Annotated in this window: 22 protein-coding genes; 14 read left to right on the forward strand and 8 right to left on the reverse strand. The window is 39.5% G+C overall.

Annotation, left to right across the window (positions count from 1 at the left end; translation table 11 throughout):
- Positions 1-52: 52 nt before the first annotated feature.
- Entirely contained in the window at positions 53-649 is a 597-nt protein-coding gene (locus MWU82_RS07680) for a DUF1080 domain-containing protein (protein ID WP_215949558.1), read from the reverse strand.
- Between the two features lie 457 nt (positions 650-1,106).
- Between MWU82_RS07680 and MWU82_RS07685 the strand changes: the two genes are divergently transcribed.
- Positions 1,107-2,096, forward strand: coding sequence for a Gfo/Idh/MocA family oxidoreductase (locus tag MWU82_RS07685; RefSeq protein ID WP_247095958.1), 990 nt, complete (start codon positions 1,107-1,109; stop codon positions 2,094-2,096).
- A gap of 6 nt (positions 2,097-2,102) precedes the next feature.
- Here the strand turns inward: MWU82_RS07685 and MWU82_RS07690 are convergent, their stop codons facing one another.
- On the reverse strand, positions 2,103-2,540 hold the full coding sequence (locus MWU82_RS07690; RefSeq protein WP_247095960.1) for a hypothetical protein: 438 nt from the start codon (positions 2,538-2,540) through the stop codon (positions 2,103-2,105).
- A gap of 111 nt (positions 2,541-2,651) precedes the next feature.
- Between MWU82_RS07690 and greA the strand changes: the two genes are divergently transcribed.
- Both greA and MWU82_RS07700 read left to right on the forward strand, forming a co-directional pair.
- Positions 2,652-3,125: a transcription elongation factor GreA gene (greA, locus tag MWU82_RS07695; RefSeq protein WP_031445604.1), complete on the forward strand. Its 474-nt coding sequence runs from the start codon at positions 2,652-2,654 to the stop codon at positions 3,123-3,125.
- A gap of 181 nt (positions 3,126-3,306) precedes the next feature.
- Positions 3,307-3,699: an HIT family protein gene (locus tag MWU82_RS07700; RefSeq protein WP_247095962.1), complete on the forward strand. Its 393-nt coding sequence runs from the start codon at positions 3,307-3,309 to the stop codon at positions 3,697-3,699.
- On the opposite strand, the gene MWU82_RS07705 is transcribed toward MWU82_RS07700, so the two are convergent.
- Entirely contained in the window at positions 3,692-4,042 is a 351-nt protein-coding gene (locus tag MWU82_RS07705) for a hypothetical protein (RefSeq protein WP_215949554.1), read from the reverse strand. The genes MWU82_RS07700 and MWU82_RS07705 overlap by 8 nt on opposite strands.
- 4 nt (positions 4,043-4,046) lie before the next feature.
- On the reverse strand, positions 4,047-5,195 hold the full coding sequence (locus tag MWU82_RS07710; RefSeq protein ID WP_247095964.1) for a HAMP domain-containing sensor histidine kinase: 1,149 nt from the start codon (positions 5,193-5,195) through the stop codon (positions 4,047-4,049).
- Positions 5,196-5,312: 117 nt separating this feature from the next.
- Here MWU82_RS07710 and MWU82_RS07715 point away from each other — a divergent pair, with 117 nt between their 5' ends.
- From MWU82_RS07715 to aat, 3 genes are all read left to right on the forward strand, one after another.
- Entirely contained in the window at positions 5,313-6,194 is an 882-nt protein-coding gene (locus tag MWU82_RS07715; RefSeq protein ID WP_247096082.1) for a flavin reductase family protein, read from the forward strand.
- A 200-nt stretch (positions 6,195-6,394) separates the two neighbouring features.
- The gene (locus tag MWU82_RS07720; protein ID WP_215949552.1) at positions 6,395-6,772 is read left to right on the forward strand and encodes a DUF3127 domain-containing protein; all 378 of its coding nucleotides are present in this window, start codon (positions 6,395-6,397) and stop codon (positions 6,770-6,772) included.
- A gap of 133 nt (positions 6,773-6,905) precedes the next feature.
- The gene (gene aat, locus MWU82_RS07725) at positions 6,906-7,541 is read left to right on the forward strand and encodes a leucyl/phenylalanyl-tRNA--protein transferase (RefSeq protein WP_215949551.1); all 636 of its coding nucleotides are present in this window, start codon (positions 6,906-6,908) and stop codon (positions 7,539-7,541) included.
- 23 nt (positions 7,542-7,564) lie between these two features.
- On the opposite strand, the gene MWU82_RS07730 is transcribed toward aat, so the two are convergent.
- From MWU82_RS07730 to MWU82_RS07740, 3 genes are read right to left on the reverse strand one after another with little or no spacing between them, the layout of a single operon-like run.
- The gene (locus MWU82_RS07730; protein ID WP_247095966.1) at positions 7,565-8,131 is read right to left on the reverse strand and encodes a hypothetical protein; all 567 of its coding nucleotides are present in this window, start codon (positions 8,129-8,131) and stop codon (positions 7,565-7,567) included.
- Entirely contained in the window at positions 8,121-8,684 is a 564-nt protein-coding gene (locus tag MWU82_RS07735) for a DNA-3-methyladenine glycosylase I (RefSeq protein WP_215949549.1), read from the reverse strand. The genes MWU82_RS07730 and MWU82_RS07735 overlap by 11 nt, the downstream gene beginning before the upstream one ends.
- A gap of 60 nt (positions 8,685-8,744) precedes the next feature.
- Entirely contained in the window at positions 8,745-9,500 is a 756-nt protein-coding gene (locus MWU82_RS07740; protein ID WP_111622427.1) for a slipin family protein, read from the reverse strand.
- Between the two features lie 253 nt (positions 9,501-9,753).
- On the opposite strand from MWU82_RS07740, the gene MWU82_RS07745 reads away from it, so the two are divergent.
- From MWU82_RS07745 to MWU82_RS07765, 5 genes are all read left to right on the forward strand, one after another.
- On the forward strand, positions 9,754-10,329 hold the full coding sequence (locus MWU82_RS07745) for a phosphatase PAP2 family protein (RefSeq protein ID WP_247095968.1): 576 nt from the start codon (positions 9,754-9,756) through the stop codon (positions 10,327-10,329).
- Positions 10,330-10,411: 82 nt separating this feature from the next.
- Positions 10,412-11,728: a gluconate:H+ symporter gene (locus tag MWU82_RS07750; RefSeq protein ID WP_247095970.1), complete on the forward strand. Its 1,317-nt coding sequence runs from the start codon at positions 10,412-10,414 to the stop codon at positions 11,726-11,728.
- Between the two features lie 14 nt (positions 11,729-11,742).
- Positions 11,743-12,207, forward strand: a complete 465-nt coding sequence (locus tag MWU82_RS07755) for a RidA family protein (RefSeq protein WP_215949546.1) — start codon at positions 11,743-11,745, stop codon at positions 12,205-12,207.
- Positions 12,208-12,226: 19 nt separating this feature from the next.
- Positions 12,227-13,336: a D-TA family PLP-dependent enzyme gene (locus tag MWU82_RS07760; RefSeq protein ID WP_247095972.1), complete on the forward strand. Its 1,110-nt coding sequence runs from the start codon at positions 12,227-12,229 to the stop codon at positions 13,334-13,336.
- 63 nt (positions 13,337-13,399) lie between these two features.
- The gene (locus MWU82_RS07765; RefSeq protein ID WP_215949544.1) at positions 13,400-14,467 is read left to right on the forward strand and encodes a membrane dipeptidase; all 1,068 of its coding nucleotides are present in this window, start codon (positions 13,400-13,402) and stop codon (positions 14,465-14,467) included.
- Between the two features lie 18 nt (positions 14,468-14,485).
- Here MWU82_RS07765 and MWU82_RS07770 read toward each other — a convergent pair whose 3' ends face one another.
- Positions 14,486-15,403 (reverse strand): AraC family transcriptional regulator, encoded by a 918-nt coding sequence (locus tag MWU82_RS07770; RefSeq protein WP_247095974.1) that lies wholly within the window; start codon positions 15,401-15,403, stop codon positions 14,486-14,488.
- A gap of 248 nt (positions 15,404-15,651) precedes the next feature.
- On the opposite strand from MWU82_RS07770, the gene MWU82_RS07775 reads away from it, so the two are divergent.
- From MWU82_RS07775 to MWU82_RS07785, 3 genes are all read left to right on the forward strand, one after another.
- Positions 15,652-17,175 carry an aldehyde dehydrogenase family protein gene (locus MWU82_RS07775; protein WP_111622421.1) on the forward strand — a complete coding sequence of 508 codons (1,524 nt, stop codon included), beginning with the start codon at positions 15,652-15,654 and terminating at the stop codon, positions 17,173-17,175.
- 18 nt (positions 17,176-17,193) lie between these two features.
- Entirely contained in the window at positions 17,194-17,568 is a 375-nt protein-coding gene (locus MWU82_RS07780) for a DUF779 domain-containing protein (RefSeq protein WP_247095976.1), read from the forward strand.
- Positions 17,569-17,712: 144 nt separating this feature from the next.
- The gene (locus MWU82_RS07785) at positions 17,713-18,354 is read left to right on the forward strand and encodes a hypothetical protein (protein ID WP_215949541.1); all 642 of its coding nucleotides are present in this window, start codon (positions 17,713-17,715) and stop codon (positions 18,352-18,354) included.
- Positions 18,355-18,596 lie beyond the last annotated feature (242 nt).

Raw genomic sequence — 18,596 nt, forward strand, 5'->3', positions numbered from 1 at the left:
TTGTTGATCTATATTGAATTGGATTAATTTGTTTCAAGAGATTATAATTCCACTACATTTTTCCAATTTTAATGTTTCGGAAGCTGGCGGTCATCTCGGTATTGGGGTGTAGTTGCAACCCTATGGGTCCCGTTTTAACATAACTGTCGGAAGTGTAGCTCATAACATGTTTGTTGTTGAGCCAAACTTCGTAATACCCGGCAATGGCTATCACTTTTATGGTATTCCAGTCGTTGGGCTTTAGGATTTCCTTGACGTTTTGGGCTTCTACGGGATACTTTTTTCCTACAATGTAGGGGGAGCCGGTCATATCACGCTTTAAAGAGCCCGAAATCCCCATTTGTATCTGTTCTTTGTCGTTTCTGAGGAAAATCCCCGTATCAACGGTTCCTTCATCATATCTGAAGTCGGTTTCAATTACGAAATCGGTATATTCCTTTTCGGTCCATAAAATAGAGCCCTTTTTATCAGGACCACTTTTGGCCTGTAGTATTCCGTTTTCCACGGTCCACCATATGTTGTTTTCAGGAACAATCCATCCTTTGAGATTTTTTCCGTTAAAAGCACTTTTAAGTACTGGGTCTTGTGCATACATGTTTAACGCAATAAAATTCACTATAAGAAACGTACAAATAATTTTTGCTTTCATATAATTAAGGTTTTAACGGTGATACTATAAATTGGAATGTGGTCAATGATTATAAAATAGAGTTCTTAAATTATTGAGGAGTACATTACAGTATTGTTAATGCTACACCGTTTTTTTATAAAACTATTTAAAAACTATGTCATTTTCCAATTTTATCTGCCAAAATTTAGAGATAACTTTAAGTATTGGTAAAATACCATTACGTAGAGTTAAGAATTGTGAAGTTAGGAATGTTCTGTATAGAAAAAACACAATGTGTTGTCCTGAATACCGGATAATCAAACTTGCATTTTTCAAGATTTTATTGGAACAATATTCATTTCGATTTTATCTTTCAAAATTTTTGAAAAATTTTCAGGGCATTATGGAGAATCCTAGATTTTGTGCTGTTTAATTCATTTTTTAACCGTTATTTTTGTGACTCAAGTAGATAGCCAAAACCTATAAATTTTAGATAATGAACAAAACAAGTTACACGAAACCACTGCGATGGGGAATAATTGGTTGTGGAGCGGTTACTGAAGTAAAAAGTGGACCACCTTATCAACAGACCAAAGATTTTGAATTGATAGCTGTAATGCGTAGGGATGAAGAAAAGGCGAAGGACTATGCAAAAAGACATGGTGTCCCCAAATATTATTCCAAAGCGGAGGATTTGATAATGGATCCAGAAGTAGATGCAATTTATATTGCCACACCCCCGGATACCCATAAACATTATGCCTTAATGGTGGCCGAAGCCGGCAAGCCTTGTTGTGTGGAGAAACCCATGGCGCCAAGTTATGCGGACAGCTTGGAGATATACAATGTTTTTAAAGAAAAAAAATTGCCTCTTTTTGTGGCTTATTATAGGCGCTCCTTGCCAAGGTTTCTGAAAATAAAGGAATGGATGGACAATGGTGAGATTGGGGAAACAAGACATATCCGGTGGCATCTGTCCAAGTCTCCAAGTACTGAAGATCTGGAAAAAACATACAATTGGAGGACCGATGGTGAAATTGCACCCGGGGGTTATTTTGATGATTTGGCCAGCCATGGGTTGGACTTGTTTTCGTTTTATCTTGGGGATGTTGAAAATGCCTTTGGGGTCAGCACCAATCAACAAGGACTGTATACCGCAAAAGATGCTATCGCCGCTTGTTGGATTTACAAAAATGGAGTTACTGGGGAAGGCAGTTGGAATTTTGGCACCTCGGAAAGAGTGGATATGGTGGAGATTATAGGCAGTACTGGCAAAATATCCTTTCCAGTGTTTGATGAAGGGGATATCACTCTAAGCAATGAAAATGGTACTCAAAATCTCTTTATTGATCACCCTAAGCACGTGCAGCAGTTTCATGTAGAAAACTTACGGGCGCATTTGTTGGAAAACAGGGAGCATCCTTCAACTGGAAAGTCGGGATTGCATACCAGTTGGATAATGGACAGAATCTTAGGTCAGATATAAGGGGCGTTAATTGGAGATGATCACGGAATTGCCACTATAGGTAGCCCGGTAAAAAAGCAGGTCGTGATAACTCTTGCCGTCGTCCGGCCTGTTCATTAGTTGCCCTGTAAACAAATTGTATTCATAACCTTCGCAGGAGCAGGTAACCAATTGTCCATTTAAGGACATTGTGGAACAGTTATTTGGGGCATGGTTGGGGCAGCTGGCTTCCCAGGCCATAAAGGAATTAAATCCGGTATTGATGACAAATGAACCTCTGGTACCTACTGCGGCGTTTCCCACATATACGGCGCTACCTGTATTGGTCAACGCGCTGTATAGTGGTAGGTTTAGATTAAGATCAAACCTAAAGCTAATTTCTTGTAGGTACGGATTTCTATTGGTTGAGTTCTTGTCGCAGGACAATAATAAAAAGAAAAGTAATAATCCGAATATGCGTTTCATGCGGCTGTGCCTATTTAAATAACTTAAACAAAATTGAACAAAATTTATGTATATTTGTCTTAAATCCTCTTTAAAAAAAGAGGATTTTCCTATTTATTTAATGTAGAACTTATGAGTAAGGTATCTTATTATACAGCAGAGGGGCTAAAAAAATTGAGAGATGAACTTAATTATCTAAAGGATGTTGAGCGTCCAAAAGCTTCGCAAGCAATTGGTGAGGCCAGGGATAAAGGGGATTTGTCGGAAAATGCCGAGTATGATGCCGCAAAAGAGGCACAAGGTTTGTTGGAGATGAAAATTTCCAAGATGGAAGAGACTTTGGCCAATGCAAGGTTAATAGATGAATCGCAACTGGACACTTCCAAGGTGTTGGTGTTATCTACCGTTAAATTGAAGAACATGAATAACGGAATGGAAATGAAATATACCCTAGTGGCAGAAAGTGAAGCTGATCTAAAGACGGCAAAAATTTCTGTGAGTTCGCCTATAGGCAAGGGGCTGTTGGGTAAAAAAGTAGGGGAAACTGCAGAAATCACCGTTCCCAACGGAACATTAAAATTTGAAATTTTGGAAATCTCCAGATAGATCATTTTAAAAAATACGAAAGGGCCTCAATTGATTTATTCAATTTAGGCCTTTATTTTTAAGGCGGTTGCATTTGGTTTCAGTATTGGTAGTTGGGTTGTTTGAAGAAGACAAAGTATAGGTTTGGGCACATGGTTTAAAATATTTGTCCTATCTTTTAATTAGATTTAATTTCAGAGAAATGTCATCAATATTTACAAAGATCATTAACGGAGAAATTCCGTCCTATAAAATTGCTGAGGACGACAATTATTATGCCTTTTTGGATATTAATCCCAATGCCTTGGGGCATACTTTATGTGTCCCAAAAAAAGAGGTGGATAAACTTTTGGACCTGGATGAGGAAACCTATTTGGGGCTTATGGCCTTTTCCCGAAAAATAGGCTTGGCCATAGAAGCGAGCGTACCTTGTAATAGGGTAGGGCTAACTGTTATAGGCTTGGAGGTTCCCCATGTACACGTACATTTAATTCCTTTGAATGGAATGAGGGATGCCACTTTTCAAAATAAGGCTTCTTTGACGCCTAAGGATTTTACGGAAATAGCGGAAAAAATTAAGGGCAATATTAAATAATCCCTTCCATGATAATATATACCCCGGCTGCAACTACTATTATAAGTAGTAGTGTTAAAACATAAAAAAGGGTGGTAAAACGTATGGAGGCGCGGTCTGGGGCAATCATTTTTTGGTAGTAGTCATAAACGCGTTCTATGTCCTCCGTCCAGGTTACCGGATAGATCATGGAATTGCATTTTTTGCATTTAATTTCGTGGGTGATGTCCATAGTGGTCCTGTCGTATAATCGGCCATAGGTATGTCTTTGATAAAAGGTCAATTTTAATTCTTGATTAAAACATTCGGGACAATTGTTTGTTAAATCCGCTTCCTTAATTACAACTAATTTCTCCTTTGCCATCACCTTAATTTTTAACTTTAAATGTAATTTGCATTATGGTACCTTCCTTTGTGGATGTCAGTACTTTAATTTTGCCTTTGTGGTATTCTTCCACAATTCTTTTTACCAAGGAGAGCCCTAAGCCCCATCCCCTTTTTTTAGAGGTGACCCCTGGATTAAATATGGTCTGAAAATTCTTTTTTGGTATGCCACTGCCTGTGTCCGAAATTAGGACTTTGACCCAATTTCCGTTGGGAACTATTTCAATGGCAATACTACCCTTGCCCCTCATTGCATCTATACCGTTCTTTACCAAGTTTTCAATGGTCCAATTGTACAAAGCCTTGTTTAAAAGCACTGGTGCCTGGTCCACTTGTGAATTAAAAGAAAAGTGAATGAGTTTGGAGCTCCTTAATTTTAAATAATCGTATGCATTTTTTGTTTCTTCAACAATGTCGTACTCATTAAGAATGGGTAGGGAGCCAATTTTTGAGAAACGTTCCGTTATAGTTTCCAATCGGCTAATATCTTTGTCAATTTCCTTGGTAATTTCTGGATTGATATTTTCGGACCTCAATAATTCGTTCCATCCCAAGAGCGATGAAAGGGGAGTTCCTATTTGGTGGGCCGTTTCTTTCGCCATACCGGCCCAAAGTTTATTCTGTTCGGATGTTTTATTGGTCTTGAACAAAAAATAGATTACCGTTCCAAAAAGGAAGATGATCAATAAAAGGGCAATTGGGTAATATTTTAACTTGGTGAGTACCTCAGAATTTCCATAATATAGAGTGGCCAAGTTCTCCCCCTTGTACTCTATGGAAATAGGTTTATTTTCGGCCTTGAATCTACTAATTTTTCCGTGGATAAAAGCGGTGTCCGTTTTCTGTATACCGGGCATATTGTTCACTTTTATGGTACTGTCCTTGTTGACCAGTATCATGGGAGTGGAGGTATTGTTCTGAAAGATTTTGATGTGCAGATTACCAGGGTCGGCGTCAACCGGAAGGGATAAAAATTCAGATTGTGCCGTGGCCCAAATTTCCATTTTATGGCGTTCTTCTTCCTTAAACTTCTTGAAAAAACTGTTGGTGTTCCATAGAATTAAGCTCACAATAGCAAAGGAAGCTATTAATAACAGAAGGTTCGAAGTTTTCTTTTTAGGACTAAAATCCATCCAACTAAAAATTATTCTTAAAGATAACGCAATTTGGACAAAGATATTCTATTTTGATATCTACCTCTTTATTTCATTTTGCCTACATTTTATGTACCTTTACCTGCTATGAAAAAAATGGTTTCCATCACGGCCTCAGAAGTACCCACAGCTAGATTACATGGGTATTTATTGGGTGCCGTTGGACCAAGACCTATTGCTTTTGCCAGTACCGTTGATGGGAAGAATAGACCTAATTTATCGCCTTTTAGCTTTTTTAATGTCTTTAGTTCCAATCCGCCTATTTTGATATTTTCTCCCTCCCGAAGAGTGAGGGACAATAGTACGAAGCACACCTTGGACAATGTATTGGACAATATGGAGGTGGTAATCAATGTAGTGAATTATAATATGGTGCAACAAATGTCCCTGGCAAGCACGGAGTACAGGGAGGGCGAGAACGAATTTATCAAATCCGGTTTAACCATGTTGCCTTCAGATTTGGTAAAACCTTTTAGAGTGGCGGAATCACCTGTGCAGTTTGAGTGTAAGGTCGTTAAGGTGGAACCACTGGGAAAGGAGGGCGGTGCAGGCAACCTAATCTTTTCAGAAGTATTAAAAATACATGTGGATGCCGATATTTTGGATGAAAATGGAACCATTGATCAATATAAAATAGATCAAGTAGCCCGGATGGGGGGCAACTGGTACAGTAGGGCCAATATGGGATTGTTTGAAGTGCCCAAACCAGTTTCCAATTTAGGGATTGGCGTTGATGAAATTCCCGAACATATTAGGTTGAGCAATGTTCTTACAGGCAACGATTTGGGAATGTTGGGCAATATAGACAAATTGCCATCCCAGGAAGAGGTGAGACAGTACGTTGATAATCATGTGGACTTAAGGTCCATATTGAGTTCGGGTAATGAGGATTTACTCCATTCAAGGGCCCAAGAGTTGTTAAAAACCAAGGATGTACTCTCTGCATGGAAGGTTTTGTTGGCCGAGATACCCTCATAGAAGAATTAACATTAGATTTTTAACATTTATTTGTTTAGATTGAAGTAAGAATGGGGAGTAAAGTAGAATGATGCAAAGCAATATTCTAAGGGCTGAACCCCTAATAACTAAGATGTGATATTTTGTTTTAGGTGTTCCTGATCAAAATGCTTAATATTGACAAAAATAAGAATACAAAGTAGAATTATATAAATAGCAAAATGGAAGTACAAGGGAAAATTAAAATGGTAGGTGAGACCCAAACATTTGGGAGCAACGGATTTAGAAAGAGGGAAGTAGTGGTGACTACGGAGGAACAGTATCCACAACATATTATGGTAGAATTTGTACAGGATAAATGCGACCTTTTAAATAATTTCGGTGCTGGCCAAGCGGTAAAAATAAGTATTAATCTAAGAGGTAGGGAATGGGTAAACCCACAAGGGGAAACCAAATATTTTAATTCCATACAAGGTTGGAGAATAGAAAGTTTACAGGAGGAAGCAAATGCTCCAGGGATGCCTCCGGTACCGCCTATGGATGCTTTTGAACCAGCGGACAATATAAATGACGATGACCACGACGATTTGCCATTTTAATTAGTGGTATAAAAGTTTAAACAGCATAATTATACCCGTTTTTAAATGAGGTGTAATTTCAAAAAAAGGAAAACCTATTCAGTTTGTAACCGAATAGGTTTTCTTAATTTTAGGATTATTAATCAACTTCAAAATGTTTCTCCTTAATCATCGCTTACTGTTTCCGGATGTAGAAAAAGCTGATGAAGACGGATTATTGGCAGTTGGGGGCGATTTGTCTCCGGAGCGATTGCTATTGGCCTATAAGAATGGGATATTCCCTTGGTTCAATGAGGATTCCATGATTCTTTGGTGGAGTCCAGATCCACGAATGGTACTATTTCCAAACAATATAAAGATTTCGAAAAGTATGGCCCAAGTTATAAAATCCAATAGGTTTAGGATTACTTGGAATACACAATTTGAAGAGGTGGTTAATGAATGTTCTGCCATAAAGCGCCAAGGGCAGGAAGGAACTTGGATTACCCCAGAAATGAAAAGCGCATACTCAAAATTGCATCAAATGGGAATTGCAAAGTCCATTGAAGTATGGGAAAATGATGTTTTGGTAGGAGGGCTATATGGAATAGACCTTGGAAATGTATTTTGTGGAGAAAGTATGTTCAGCAAAACTAGTAATGCTTCAAAATTTGCTTTTATAAGTCTGGCCAAGGAGTTGCAGGAAAAGAAGTATAGACTAATAGATTGTCAAGTATACACTTCACATTTGGAAAGCCTTGGAGCGGAAGAGATTCCTAGAAAACAATTTATCGAAATTTTAAAAGGGTAGCTGTTGGATCTCTATACACGCCTTTAATATAATACACGATCGTAATTGGCAGGTAATGCCATTGTGGTTTTTATCAAATTTCCCTCAGCATCGAATATCGCTATATAATCCTCCTTTTTATCTATTTTTTTGCCGCGTAGCATTAGTTTGTAGGTATTGCTTGGCAAAATCAGATTTTGAAAAGTGTTTTTTAGCACATTTTCAGAGGAACCTGGATAGCGCTGTTGGATATATTTGATTTTTATTTTTTTGAAATTCGCATTCAATACGGATCTTATACTGGCGTAGGCGTCCGTTGGTATATCTACTTCCTTTACCCTGAATCCTGTATTTTGAAGAATTCCCTTTTCATTGTAATCTAAATGATAATGCATTTTTCCTTTCTTAAATTTTAAGGTATAGGTAATTTTGGAGGTGTCAACTTCTCGGTAGTACCTTATGTATCTGGTGTTCTCCAAAGGCAGGTTATCCATGTTGATAATGGGAAATTGCGATTTTTTAATGCGATGTTCCCGTTCCAATTTTGTTTGGGAAAAAGATTTTAAGCCGAGCATCAATAATAGCATTAAGGTTATATAGCTATACTTCATTATATCTAAAACAATTTATTTCATGATCGTTTACCATCCCGGTGGCCTGCATGTGGGCATAAATTACGGTGCTTCCCACAAATTTGAAACCGCGTTTTTTCAAATCTTTGCTTATGGTGTCGGATAATGGGGTGTTTCCCGGGGCATTTTTATAATCCCTATGATTGTTCTTAATGGGCTGGCCATCAACAAATCCCCAGATATAATTACTAAAACTTCCAAATTCCTTTTGGACAGCAATGTAGGCTTGGGCGTTGGTAACAGTGGCCCTTATCTTGAGTTTGTTCCTAATAATTCCGGCATCCTGTAACAAAGATTCAATTTTCGATTCCCCGTATTTAGCTATTTTTTTGTAATCAAAATGATCAAAGGCCTGTCGAAAATTTTCCCTTTTTCTCAAGATGGTAATCCAGCTTAATCCGGCCTGAAAGGTTTCCAAAATCAAAAATTCGAACAATAGGTCATCGTCTTTTAGGGGCACTCCCCATTCCTCGTCGTGGTACTTTTCATATAGAGCATCGCCCTTGCACCAGCCACATCTATGTTTTTCCATTTTTAATATTAAAACTTTCTTTAAAGATAAAGAAACCTTGATTTTAATAATGGGATTTACCTACTTTTTGTTTTTGGATTTTTTCACAGGGTTTCTTGGCAAAACCTCTTCCGGGAAGGGAAATAGGATAGTGGAATTCTTTTCTGCCGCTATATTGGATAGGGTTTGGTAGAGCCTTAGTTTTATGGCGGAAGGCGATTGATCGATCAATTTTCCCGCTTCCAATAATTTTCCGGCGGCCTGTTCTTCGGCAAGGGCCAATATAATTCGAGCTCTTCTGGACCTTTCGGCTTCTGCTTGGTTGGCCATCATACGCTTCATGTTTTCCGGTAATTGAATGTCCTTAATTTTAACATCGATAATTTCAATTCCCCATTCTTTGGTTTCCAATTCAACTATGGCCTTGATGTTTTTTCCCATTTCCTCACGCTTGGAGAGGATGGTATCCAGTTCCACCTTTCCACAGACATCCCTTAATGCAGCTTGGGCCAATTGGGTAATTGCAAAGCGGTATTCTTCCACTTCCAGTACTGCTTTCTCGGGATTGTTTATTTTAAAGAAAACTACGCCATCTATACTACAGGGAACATTGTCCTCAGTCATTACTTCCTGGGAAATTATATTTATTGTGATAACCCGAATATCCACGGTTTGTATTGTCTCCACTAAGGGAATAATCCACCTAAAACCTGGTTGCAGCGTTTTTACATACTTTCCAAACCTAAATTTAAGCGCTCTTTTGTACTCGAAAATAATGCGTATACCAGCTAATAAAAACAATAAAATAATAATGCTGAGAATGAAGGGTGGTGCCATGATATTTGCGTTGTTAAATTTGTAATTAACTCCTAAAAAATTATTTGGACAGAATGGAAAACTGGTTGCTTTTTTCAATTGTCCCTGGTCAACATCAGAAAGAAATTCTAAAACTCCAATTCTGTAAAGGGCAGATTTACTTAAAGTTACGAAAATTACCAAGCAGGTGAAAATAATAGTCCGCCTAAATTGATTTGTCTATAACGGCAATGATAATTTATTTATCTTGAAGCTATTACAATAAGGATTCTCTATGGAAAAATGGCCGTTAACCTTGGTATGTGCATTTTTGTGTATAACCAATTCATGTTATTCCCAAGATACAGAGGGAGGACATGAGAAATGGGAATATGTTTTGGAAGATACTGGCGACGTGCTTCAATTGGCACTACCTTTAACGGCTGGAATCATGACTTTGATAAAGAAGGATTACAAGGGAACCAAAAAAATGGCTTTTTCTTATGGTACAACCATGGCATTGACGTATTCCTTAAAACATTTCACCAAAAAAGAAAGGCCCGAAGGAAGGAAGATTTATGATTCCTTTCCTTCCGGTCATACTTCATCCGCCTTTTCTGGAGCGTCATTTATACAGCGCAGGTATGGATGGAGTTATGGGGTCCCAGCATATCTCCTTGCTAGTATAGTTGCGGTTAGCAGAACCGAAGCCCCGGACGGCTACCATGATTTCTGGGATGTATTTGCCGGTGCTGCTATTGGCATCGGCAGCACTTATATTTTTACCAAACCCTATAAAAAGGAGCAGATGACACTTGGCTTTGCTAATTATCGAAATACCTATTCTTTGACCTTCACGTACCAATTCTAAATTTTTCCTAATGGGATGTCAATTTTATGAAGTGTTATAGTATATTTAAGAATTGTATTCAACTAAATACCACACCAATACTATGCCTTTACTTATTGTTGTACTTGGATTAATTCTCCTCTTTTTACTCATTGCCAAATTTAAGCTTAACGCCTTTATAGCATTTATCATCGTGTCCCTTGCCGTGGGTATTGCCGAGGGAATGGAATTGCAGGGGGTAATACATTCCATCCAAAATGGGATTGGGAATACGCTAGGTTTCCTGGTAATCATATTAGGTTTAGGGGCAATGTTAGGCAAACTGGTTGCGGATAGTGGTGCAGCACAGCAAATAACGACCAAATTGGTGGCCAAATTTGGTATCAAAAATATTCAATGGGCTTTGGTTTTGACTGGATTTATTGTAGGCATCCCCATGTTTTACTCTGTAGGGTTTGTAATATTGATTCCTTTGATCTTTACTATTGCGGCTTCAACCGGGTTGCCATTATTATATGTGGGGCTGCCAATGATCGCATCACTTTCCGTAACGCATGGTTTTCTTCCTCCGCATCCTGCGCCTACGGCAATAGCTTCAATGTTTAATGCTGATATTGGTAAAACCCTTCTCTATGGAACTATTATTGCAATTCCGGCAATTACATTGGCAGGTCCAGTATTTTCCCGGACCATTAAAAATATAACGGCCACTCCTATTCAAGAATTTGTAAACCCGACTATATTGAAGGAGGAAGAAATGCCAGGTATAAATGTCAGTATTTTTACCGCACTTCTCCCTGTTATTTTAATTATGCTGGCCACTGTGGCAGATCTTTTATTGCCCAAGGATACTGCTATTTTACCTATTGTCAATTTCATAGGCAACCCGGTAATTGCTATGTTGATCGCTGTTTTAGTGGCCATTTATACATTGGGTCTGGCTAGGGGGAAGGAAATGACCGAAATAATGGTGTCTGTTGCAAGTTCCATTTCCGGTATAACCATGGTACTCTTAATTATTGCTGGCGCAGGCGCACTAAAAGAGGTATTAGTAGATAGTGGGGTTAGTGATTATATTGCCAATATCCTAAAGGATTCCAGCTTTTCCCCTTTACTTTTGGCCTGGCTTGTGGCAACTGTTATTAGGGTGTGCGTGGGTTCGGCAACGGTTGCTGGATTAACTACTGCTGGTATAGTAATGCCCTTAATAGGCGCTACCGGGGTGAGTCCGGAATTAATGGTGCTCGCCATTGGGTCCGGGAGTTTAATGCTTTCCCATGTAAACGATGGAGGGTTCTGGTTGTTCAAGGAATATTTTAACCTTTCCATTAAGGATACCCTAAAAACGTGGACGGTTATGGAAACCACTGTGGGCGTAATGGGATTGATAGGAGTAATGATTTTGAGTTTGTTTGTTTAATTAAAGAATCAATTATGAGTAGTTCACCTACAGAAAAAATTAAGGAATTAGGATTGGTTTTTCCTCCAGCCCCAAAACCGGCCGGGGTGTATAGGCCTATTTTGGTAGTAGATAAGTTTTTATATGTTTCGGGCCAGGGCCCAATTCAAAACGACGGATCTTTAATGATCGGGATAGCAGGTTTTGATATGAACGCCGAAGAAGCCAAACTGGCTGCAAGACAGGTAGGCCTTACAATGCTCTCTACGATTCAGACACATTTTGGTAGCTTGGACAAAATAAAAAGGGTAGTAAAGGTTTTGGGGATGGTAAATTCAACCCCGGATTTTGGAAAACAGCCCTTTGTAATAAATGGCTTTAGTGAATTGTTGGCCGATGTTTTTGGTAAGGAAAATGGTATTGGTGTACGCAGTGCTGTAGGGATGATGCTACCCGATAATATTCCAGTAGAGGTTGAGGCGATGTTTGAGCTTTATTGATGTAAAACCCAATGCTATAATGAACGAGGAATGGTATAGAATTACGGACCCAAAGGATATAATTACCCCTGCCCTTTTGGTTTATCCGGATAGGATAGAAAAAAACATAAGCACCATGATAGCCATGGCCGGTGGTACCCTAAACCTTAGGCCACATATAAAAACACATAAAACCGCAGAGCTTGTTCAACTTCAGTTAAATAGAGGTATCCAAAAATTTAAGTGTGCTACCATTGCCGAAGCCGAACTCCTGGGGAATTGTGGCGCAGCGGATATACTACTTGCCGTACAACCTGTTGGCCCCAATATAAACCGATTTTTCAGTCTAATTTCGGAATTCCCCAACAGTACATTTTCTGCCATTGTTGATAATGCCCAGATTGTTGAAAAAATCGCTGAAACCGCTAGGGACAAAGACATTAAAGTGGCACTTTGGGTAGATATAAACAATGGGATGAACAGAACTGGTATTGAGCCCAATGCCGATGCTGTGGAATTATATAAAAAAATATATGAAGACCCCAATTTGAAGGCCGCAGGATTACATGTATACGACGGGCATATCCACAATAAAGACCTATCTGAAAGAGAGAAGAAATGCAATGAAGATTTTGAAGCGGTTTTGGATTTGAAAGGAAATCTGGAGGAATTGGGTTGCCCTGTGCCCACCATTGTGGCCGGTGGTTCGCCAACCTTTCCCATTCATTTAAAGCGCGAAGGGGTGGAAACTAGCCCGGGAACAACACTTTTATGGGATGCTGGCTATGCGGCCTCCTATAAGGACATGGAGTTTCTGCCGGCCGCTGTTTTATTGACCAGGGTAATCAGTAAACCTAAGGCCAATTTAGTCTGTTTCGATTTGGGACATAAACACTTGGCTTCAGAGATGAATTTCCCAAGGGTAATGTTGTTGGAAGGAGAAGGTTGTACCCAAATAGGGCAGAGTGAAGAGCATTTAATTGTGCAATGCCCCAATGATGAAATGTTCACGGTGGGGGACGCCGTTTATGCTATTCCAGTACATATTTGTCCAACCGTAGCTAAATATAAAGAAGTCCTAACCGTAGTTGATGAAAGCTTAACCGGTGCCTGGCAGGTAGCTGCAAGAAATCTTAAAATAAATATATAAACCTCTCCTTTACCAGGACCAATAATTATAGGTTGGGCCTACAGTTGGGATAAATTTAAAAATATGTTCGTATTTGATGCCCATTTGGATCTGGCTATGAATGCCATGGAATGGAACAGGGATTTAACTTGGACCATAGCTGATATCAGGGAAAGCGAAAAGGGCATGACCGATAAACCGGATAGAGCCAATAATACGGTGTCTTTTGATGCCATGCGCAATGGGAATATAGGATTGTGTGTTGCCACCCAAATAGCAAGATATGTAAAGAAGGAAAACCCTTTGCCCGGGTGGAACTCTCCCTACCAAGCTTGGGCCCAGACCCAGGGACAGTTGGCTTGGTACAGGGCTATGGAGGAAATAGGCGAAATGGTCCAAATTAGAAATTTGGCCGAGTTGGATGCACATTTGGACGTATGGAAAAAAGGCAAGGACAAAAGCCCCATTGGCTATATACTTAGTTTGGAAGGTGCCGATTCCATAATTACTTTGGAACATCTGGAGCGCTCCTATGAACAGGGTCTCAGGGCCATTGGTCCTGCTCATTATGGTCCGGGGACCTATGCACACGGAACGGATTCGGTTGGAGGGATTGGACATAAAGGGAAGGAGCTTTTAAAGGAAATAGAACGATTAAACCTAATACTGGATGCTACCCATTTATGCGATGTAAGTTTTTGGGAAACGATGAAGGTTTACAATGGTCCGGTCTGGGCAAGCCACAATAATTGCCGAAAATTTGTGGAGCATAACAGACAATTCACTGATGAACAAATAAGGGAACTTATAGGTAGGAATGCAGTAATTGGAATAGCCCTGGATGCTTGGATGATGGTCCCTGATTGGGTTCGAGGGGTTTCAACACCTGAGAGAATGGATGTTACCCTTACACAAATGATCAACAACATAGACCATATCTGCCAGTTAGCTGGAAATTCCCTGCATGTTGGGATAGGGACCGATCTGGATGGAGGCTTTGGGAAAGAGCAATGTCCAACCGACCTGGATACGATCACAGACCTTCAAAAGGTTCCTAAGCTGCTTTCAGAAAGAGGCTATTCGGAAGCGGATATTGAAAATATAATGAGCAATAATTTTATTCGGTTTCTAAGAAAAGTTTGGGGTAGTTAATGGGTCGTTTTGCTAAATTTAAAATCTCTTTTCCCGAACAACATTGGCTTGATATTCACCTGGGGAAACATTTTTCTTTCTCTTGAATACACGGTTAAAATAAGATCTACTTTCAAACCCGCATTCCATAAAAACTTCTTTTATGGTGCGTTTTGGGTCCTGCAAAAGGCTAACGGCCAGTTTAATTCGTTCATTATTAATGAATTCCACAGGAGAAATGCCAAGTTCATTTTTAAAGACCCTGTAAAAATGGGACTCGCTCATATGGGCCTTTTTGCTCAATGTTTCAATACTTAGAGGCTGGTAAATGTTTTCCCTAATAAAGGAGACTATATACCCTAGCCTGCTGGTGTTGCTGATTTCCAGAGTTTGTTCCGTGTAAATTTTGCGCTCATTGCTCTGTAATATCCGCACTATCAATTCGCTTAGCATATTGTCTACAAAAAGGTCTTTGGACTGATGATTCTCTGTGAATAGAAAAAGCAATCGCTGTAAAATCTGATAGAGACCGATATCATTGGTGAAATGAAAATTATAATCCATCAAAGCCCATTCCTTGCCATCCAATTTGGGCATGGTTTCATTCATTACACTTAACATCTGCTTTATTTTATCTTCAGAAATGGCCATGGCCAGGCAACGGGTAGGGTTGCTGGCCTTTGCTTCGGGAAAATCAATACACATTACTTCTTTGGATGGCAATATTAGCGACTCACCGGGTAAGAAGTTAAAGGACTCATGGTCCCTGAGATGCATAATTTTCTTGCCACTTAGCATGCTTGCCAGTACGGGTTGGTCAAATTGGAGCAATATTTGTTCCGCCTGCTGATGGGTTTCAAAAACGTGCATGGCAGCATTGTTCAACGTATAGGTCGTTTGATTCTCGACCAAAGTTTCCAATTTCCTATTATTAAAGTAAGCGTTGGACAGCTGCATCACGGACTTGTTTAAATTGTCATTAATTATAATTCTACGAGCTTATTTTAATAAAAATACAAAATTAAACCCGTCAAATTAGGATATAGGCAATTATTGATAGGATAGTTCATGTTATTGATAGGATGGGTCAGAATTTTAACAAAAACGCTTCATACATTTGAAAACAAGCCACTTACACTTAGGATATGGCTCGGCCAATGGCGATTGGCAAAATGAAATTTAATATTAATTAAAAATATACGATCATGGGAGATGTAAAGACCACAGCACAGAACAGGGTTGAAAGACCAGTATTTAAAAGTCAGTATGAAAACTTTATTGGGGGTAAATGGGTTTCGCCCACCAAAGGGGAGTATTTTGATAATATCTCACCGGTGGATGGCAATAGTTTTACGAAAATAGCACGATCTACTGCAGAGGATATTGAACTGGCGTTGGATGCCGCATGGGCTGCAGCCCCGGAATGGAATAATTCCTCAGCGGCGTCCAGGAGCAATTTGTTATTGAAAATTGCGGATATCATGGAACAAAACCTAGAAGTCTTGGCACGGGCCGAAACCTGGGACAACGGTAAGCCAATTAGGGAAACCATGGCAGCCGATTTGCCTTTGGCCATAGATCATTTTCGCTATTTTGCGGGGGTCATACGGGCAGAGGAAGGCACGGCCAGTGAACTGGATGCCAATACCCTTTCGTTAAACATTCCGGAGCCTTTAGGAGTTGTTGGGCAAATTATTCCTTGGAACTTTCCACTGCTTATGGCCGCTTGGAAGGTGGCACCTGCACTGGCTGCTGGAAACTGTGTAGTTTTAAAACCAGCAGAACAAACCCCAGTGGGTATTCTTGTGTTAATGGAACTTATAGAAAATGTATTGCCGGGCGGTGTGCTCAATGTAGTGAACGGATTTGGTATTGAGGCAGGTAAACCTTTGGCTTCCAATCCAAGGATCAATAAGATTGCATTTACAGGTGAGACTACTACAGGCCAACTTATTATGCAGTATGCCTCCAAAAACATAATCCCTGTTACCTTGGAATTAGGAGGTAAATCGCCCAACGTATTTTTTGAAAGTATTATGGAGGCAGATGATGAATTCTTCGACAAATGCTTGGAGGGAGCCGCAATGTTTGCCTTTAATCAAGGCGAAGTTTGTACCTCTCCATCCCGTATCTTGGTACAGGAAAGTATTTATGAAAAATTTATTGAGCGGGTTGTAGCCCGTACCAACAAAATTAGGTTGGGACATCCGTTAGATCCTGAAACTATGATGGGCGCCCAGGCCTCCAATGATCAATATGAAAAAATACTGAACTACATCAAAATAGGAAAAGAGGAGGGCTGTGAAGTGCTTACGGGTGGTAGTGCCGCCTACAATGAAGGTTTGGAAGGAGGTTACTATATTCAGCCTACCATTCTAAAAGGAAACAATAAAATGAGGGTCTTTCAGGAAGAGATCTTTGGCCCAGTTGTATGCCTAACAACCTTTAAGGATGAGGCCGAGGCCATTGAGATTGCCAATGACACTTTATATGGACTGGGAGCCGGAGTATGGACAAGGGACACGCACCAGGCTTATAAGGTAGCAAGGGCCATTAAAGCCGGTAGGGTATGGGTAAATAGCTATCATACGTATCCAGCACATGCTCCTTTTGGAGGGTATAAGAAATCCGGTATTGGTAGGGAAACCCATAAAATGATGTTGAACCACTATAGGCAGACTAAAAACATGCTTATTTCCTACGACAAAAAAGCACTTGGGTTCTTTTAAGAATTAAAGTAATGTGAAATGGTGAAAAGGGTATTGATTTCAGAAAATGCAAGGCAGGTATTGGAGCAACTAAAGTCCCAGCATGGGGAGCTCATGTTCCATCAGTCTGGAGGTTGTTGTGATGGGTCTTCGCCCATGTGTTTTCCAAAAGGGGAATTAATGCTAAATGAAACCGATGTTTATCTAGGAGATATTGCAAACTGTCCTTTCTATATGTCGAAGGATCAATTTGAATATTGGAAACATACCCAATTGACCATAGATATCACCAAAGGCCGGGGTTCTAGTTTTTCCTTGGAAATACCATTGGGATTGCGCTTTGTTATTAAGTCCCGTTTATTTACAGAGGATGAATTTGCCCAATTGGGTCCGGTGGATACGGTCAAAAATTAAGGAATTCTCCCCTGAATTATTAATGCCGGTTTAAGCTCATGCTTAAACCGGTTTTTTTGTTATTCTGTGAATTTAACAGCATTTTAGTGACACATGGCAAGGTATTTGATATTTTTGTAGCTGATAGGTACCTTAAATGGCTATATGAGAATAGTATTTTTATTTTGCGTTCTATTTTTATTTTCGCAGTTGGGTATGGCCCAAACAGACCTTCCTACCACCAATCCTCTAAAAATAGAAGGGGACAGGGGGGTTAGGGAAAATCCCAATCAGGGAACTGCTTTGAAAATGCCGTCCATTATTACCTTAAAACCCACTACCAATCTCAGGGATTCCCTTACCGCTAGAAATGTGAAGATGCTTCCGGACAGGGAATTGGTGCAGGCTGGCTATGGTTTAAAAATAGATCCAAAAATTGGTGAAAAGGAAAAGGAAGGCTCTTCTACCTTTTTCGGGAATATGTATTTGGGCGATATTAAGAGCAATGGGAAATTCGTAGGTATTGTTTGCCGTGACCATGAATACGTAGATGGCGACAGGGTAAGAATATTGCTCAATGATAAGGTGGTGGAACCTAATATATTTCTAACAGGTTCCTTTAAAGGAATTAACCTAGATTTACAGAAGGGCTTTAATAGAATTGATTTCGAGGCACTGAACCAAGGTACTTCAGGTCCCAATACGGCCCAAGTTAATGTTTATGATGATGAAGGTAAAATGATACATTCCAATATGTGGAATTTATCCACTGGGTCCAAAGCCACCATAATTATCATAAAGGAATAACTCGATAAATATCAAAAACACTGACCAGTATGAAAGGATATTACTATTTATTGATTATTAACCTACTGCTTATCCTAATCCCCTATACCTTAAGATTGCTTAGGAATTCTAGAAGAAATAAGTAATTCACAAGCGCTATTGCCACAAGTTTACCAGATTTTAATTGTCAAGGAAACCGCTATGGTTTAGGTAGTTTTATATTTGAATTTAAAATTCGTCATTATTGGGGTTAAAAAAAGATT

This window comes from Arenibacter sp. S6351L (assembly GCF_023016025.1).
GTDB lineage: Bacteria > Bacteroidota > Bacteroidia > Flavobacteriales > Flavobacteriaceae > Arenibacter > Arenibacter algicola_B.

Bases quoted from the DNA above. Each gene is read 5' to 3' on its own strand.
- MWU82_RS07735 (WP_215949549.1), bottom strand. From the start codon at position 8,684: ATGGAAAAACATAGATGTGGCTGGTGCAAGGGCGATGCTCTATATGAA.
- MWU82_RS07765 (WP_215949544.1), top strand. From the start codon at position 13,400: ATGTTCGTATTTGATGCCCATTTGGATCTGGCTATGAATGCCATGGAA.
- greA (WP_031445604.1), top strand. From the start codon at position 2,652: ATGAGTAAGGTATCTTATTATACAGCAGAGGGGCTAAAAAAATTGAGA.
- MWU82_RS07730 (WP_247095966.1), bottom strand. From the start codon at position 8,131: ATGAAGTATAGCTATATAACCTTAATGCTATTATTGATGCTCGGCTTA.
- MWU82_RS07685 (WP_247095958.1), top strand. From the start codon at position 1,107: ATGAACAAAACAAGTTACACGAAACCACTGCGATGGGGAATAATTGGT.
- MWU82_RS07775 (WP_111622421.1), top strand. From the start codon at position 15,652: ATGGGAGATGTAAAGACCACAGCACAGAACAGGGTTGAAAGACCAGTA.
- MWU82_RS07720 (WP_215949552.1), top strand. From the start codon at position 6,395: ATGGAAGTACAAGGGAAAATTAAAATGGTAGGTGAGACCCAAACATTT.
- MWU82_RS07715 (WP_247096082.1), top strand. From the start codon at position 5,313: ATGGTTTCCATCACGGCCTCAGAAGTACCCACAGCTAGATTACATGGG.
- MWU82_RS07770 (WP_247095974.1), bottom strand. From the start codon at position 15,403: ATGCAGCTGTCCAACGCTTACTTTAATAATAGGAAATTGGAAACTTTG.
- MWU82_RS07710 (WP_247095964.1), bottom strand. From the start codon at position 5,195: ATGGATTTTAGTCCTAAAAAGAAAACTTCGAACCTTCTGTTATTAATA.
- MWU82_RS07700 (WP_247095962.1), top strand. From the start codon at position 3,307: ATGTCATCAATATTTACAAAGATCATTAACGGAGAAATTCCGTCCTAT.
- MWU82_RS07680 (WP_215949558.1), bottom strand. From the start codon at position 649: ATGAAAGCAAAAATTATTTGTACGTTTCTTATAGTGAATTTTATTGCG.
- MWU82_RS07750 (WP_247095970.1), top strand. From the start codon at position 10,412: ATGCCTTTACTTATTGTTGTACTTGGATTAATTCTCCTCTTTTTACTC.
- aat (WP_215949551.1), top strand. From the start codon at position 6,906: ATGTTTCTCCTTAATCATCGCTTACTGTTTCCGGATGTAGAAAAAGCT.
- MWU82_RS07760 (WP_247095972.1), top strand. From the start codon at position 12,227: ATGAACGAGGAATGGTATAGAATTACGGACCCAAAGGATATAATTACC.
- MWU82_RS07705 (WP_215949554.1), bottom strand. From the start codon at position 4,042: ATGGCAAAGGAGAAATTAGTTGTAATTAAGGAAGCGGATTTAACAAAC.
- MWU82_RS07745 (WP_247095968.1), top strand. From the start codon at position 9,754: ATGGAAAAATGGCCGTTAACCTTGGTATGTGCATTTTTGTGTATAACC.
- MWU82_RS07755 (WP_215949546.1), top strand. From the start codon at position 11,743: ATGAGTAGTTCACCTACAGAAAAAATTAAGGAATTAGGATTGGTTTTT.
- MWU82_RS07690 (WP_247095960.1), bottom strand. From the start codon at position 2,540: ATGAAACGCATATTCGGATTATTACTTTTCTTTTTATTATTGTCCTGC.
- MWU82_RS07780 (WP_247095976.1), top strand. From the start codon at position 17,194: ATGGTGAAAAGGGTATTGATTTCAGAAAATGCAAGGCAGGTATTGGAG.
- MWU82_RS07740 (WP_111622427.1), bottom strand. From the start codon at position 9,500: ATGGCACCACCCTTCATTCTCAGCATTATTATTTTATTGTTTTTATTA.
- MWU82_RS07785 (WP_215949541.1), top strand. From the start codon at position 17,713: ATGAGAATAGTATTTTTATTTTGCGTTCTATTTTTATTTTCGCAGTTG.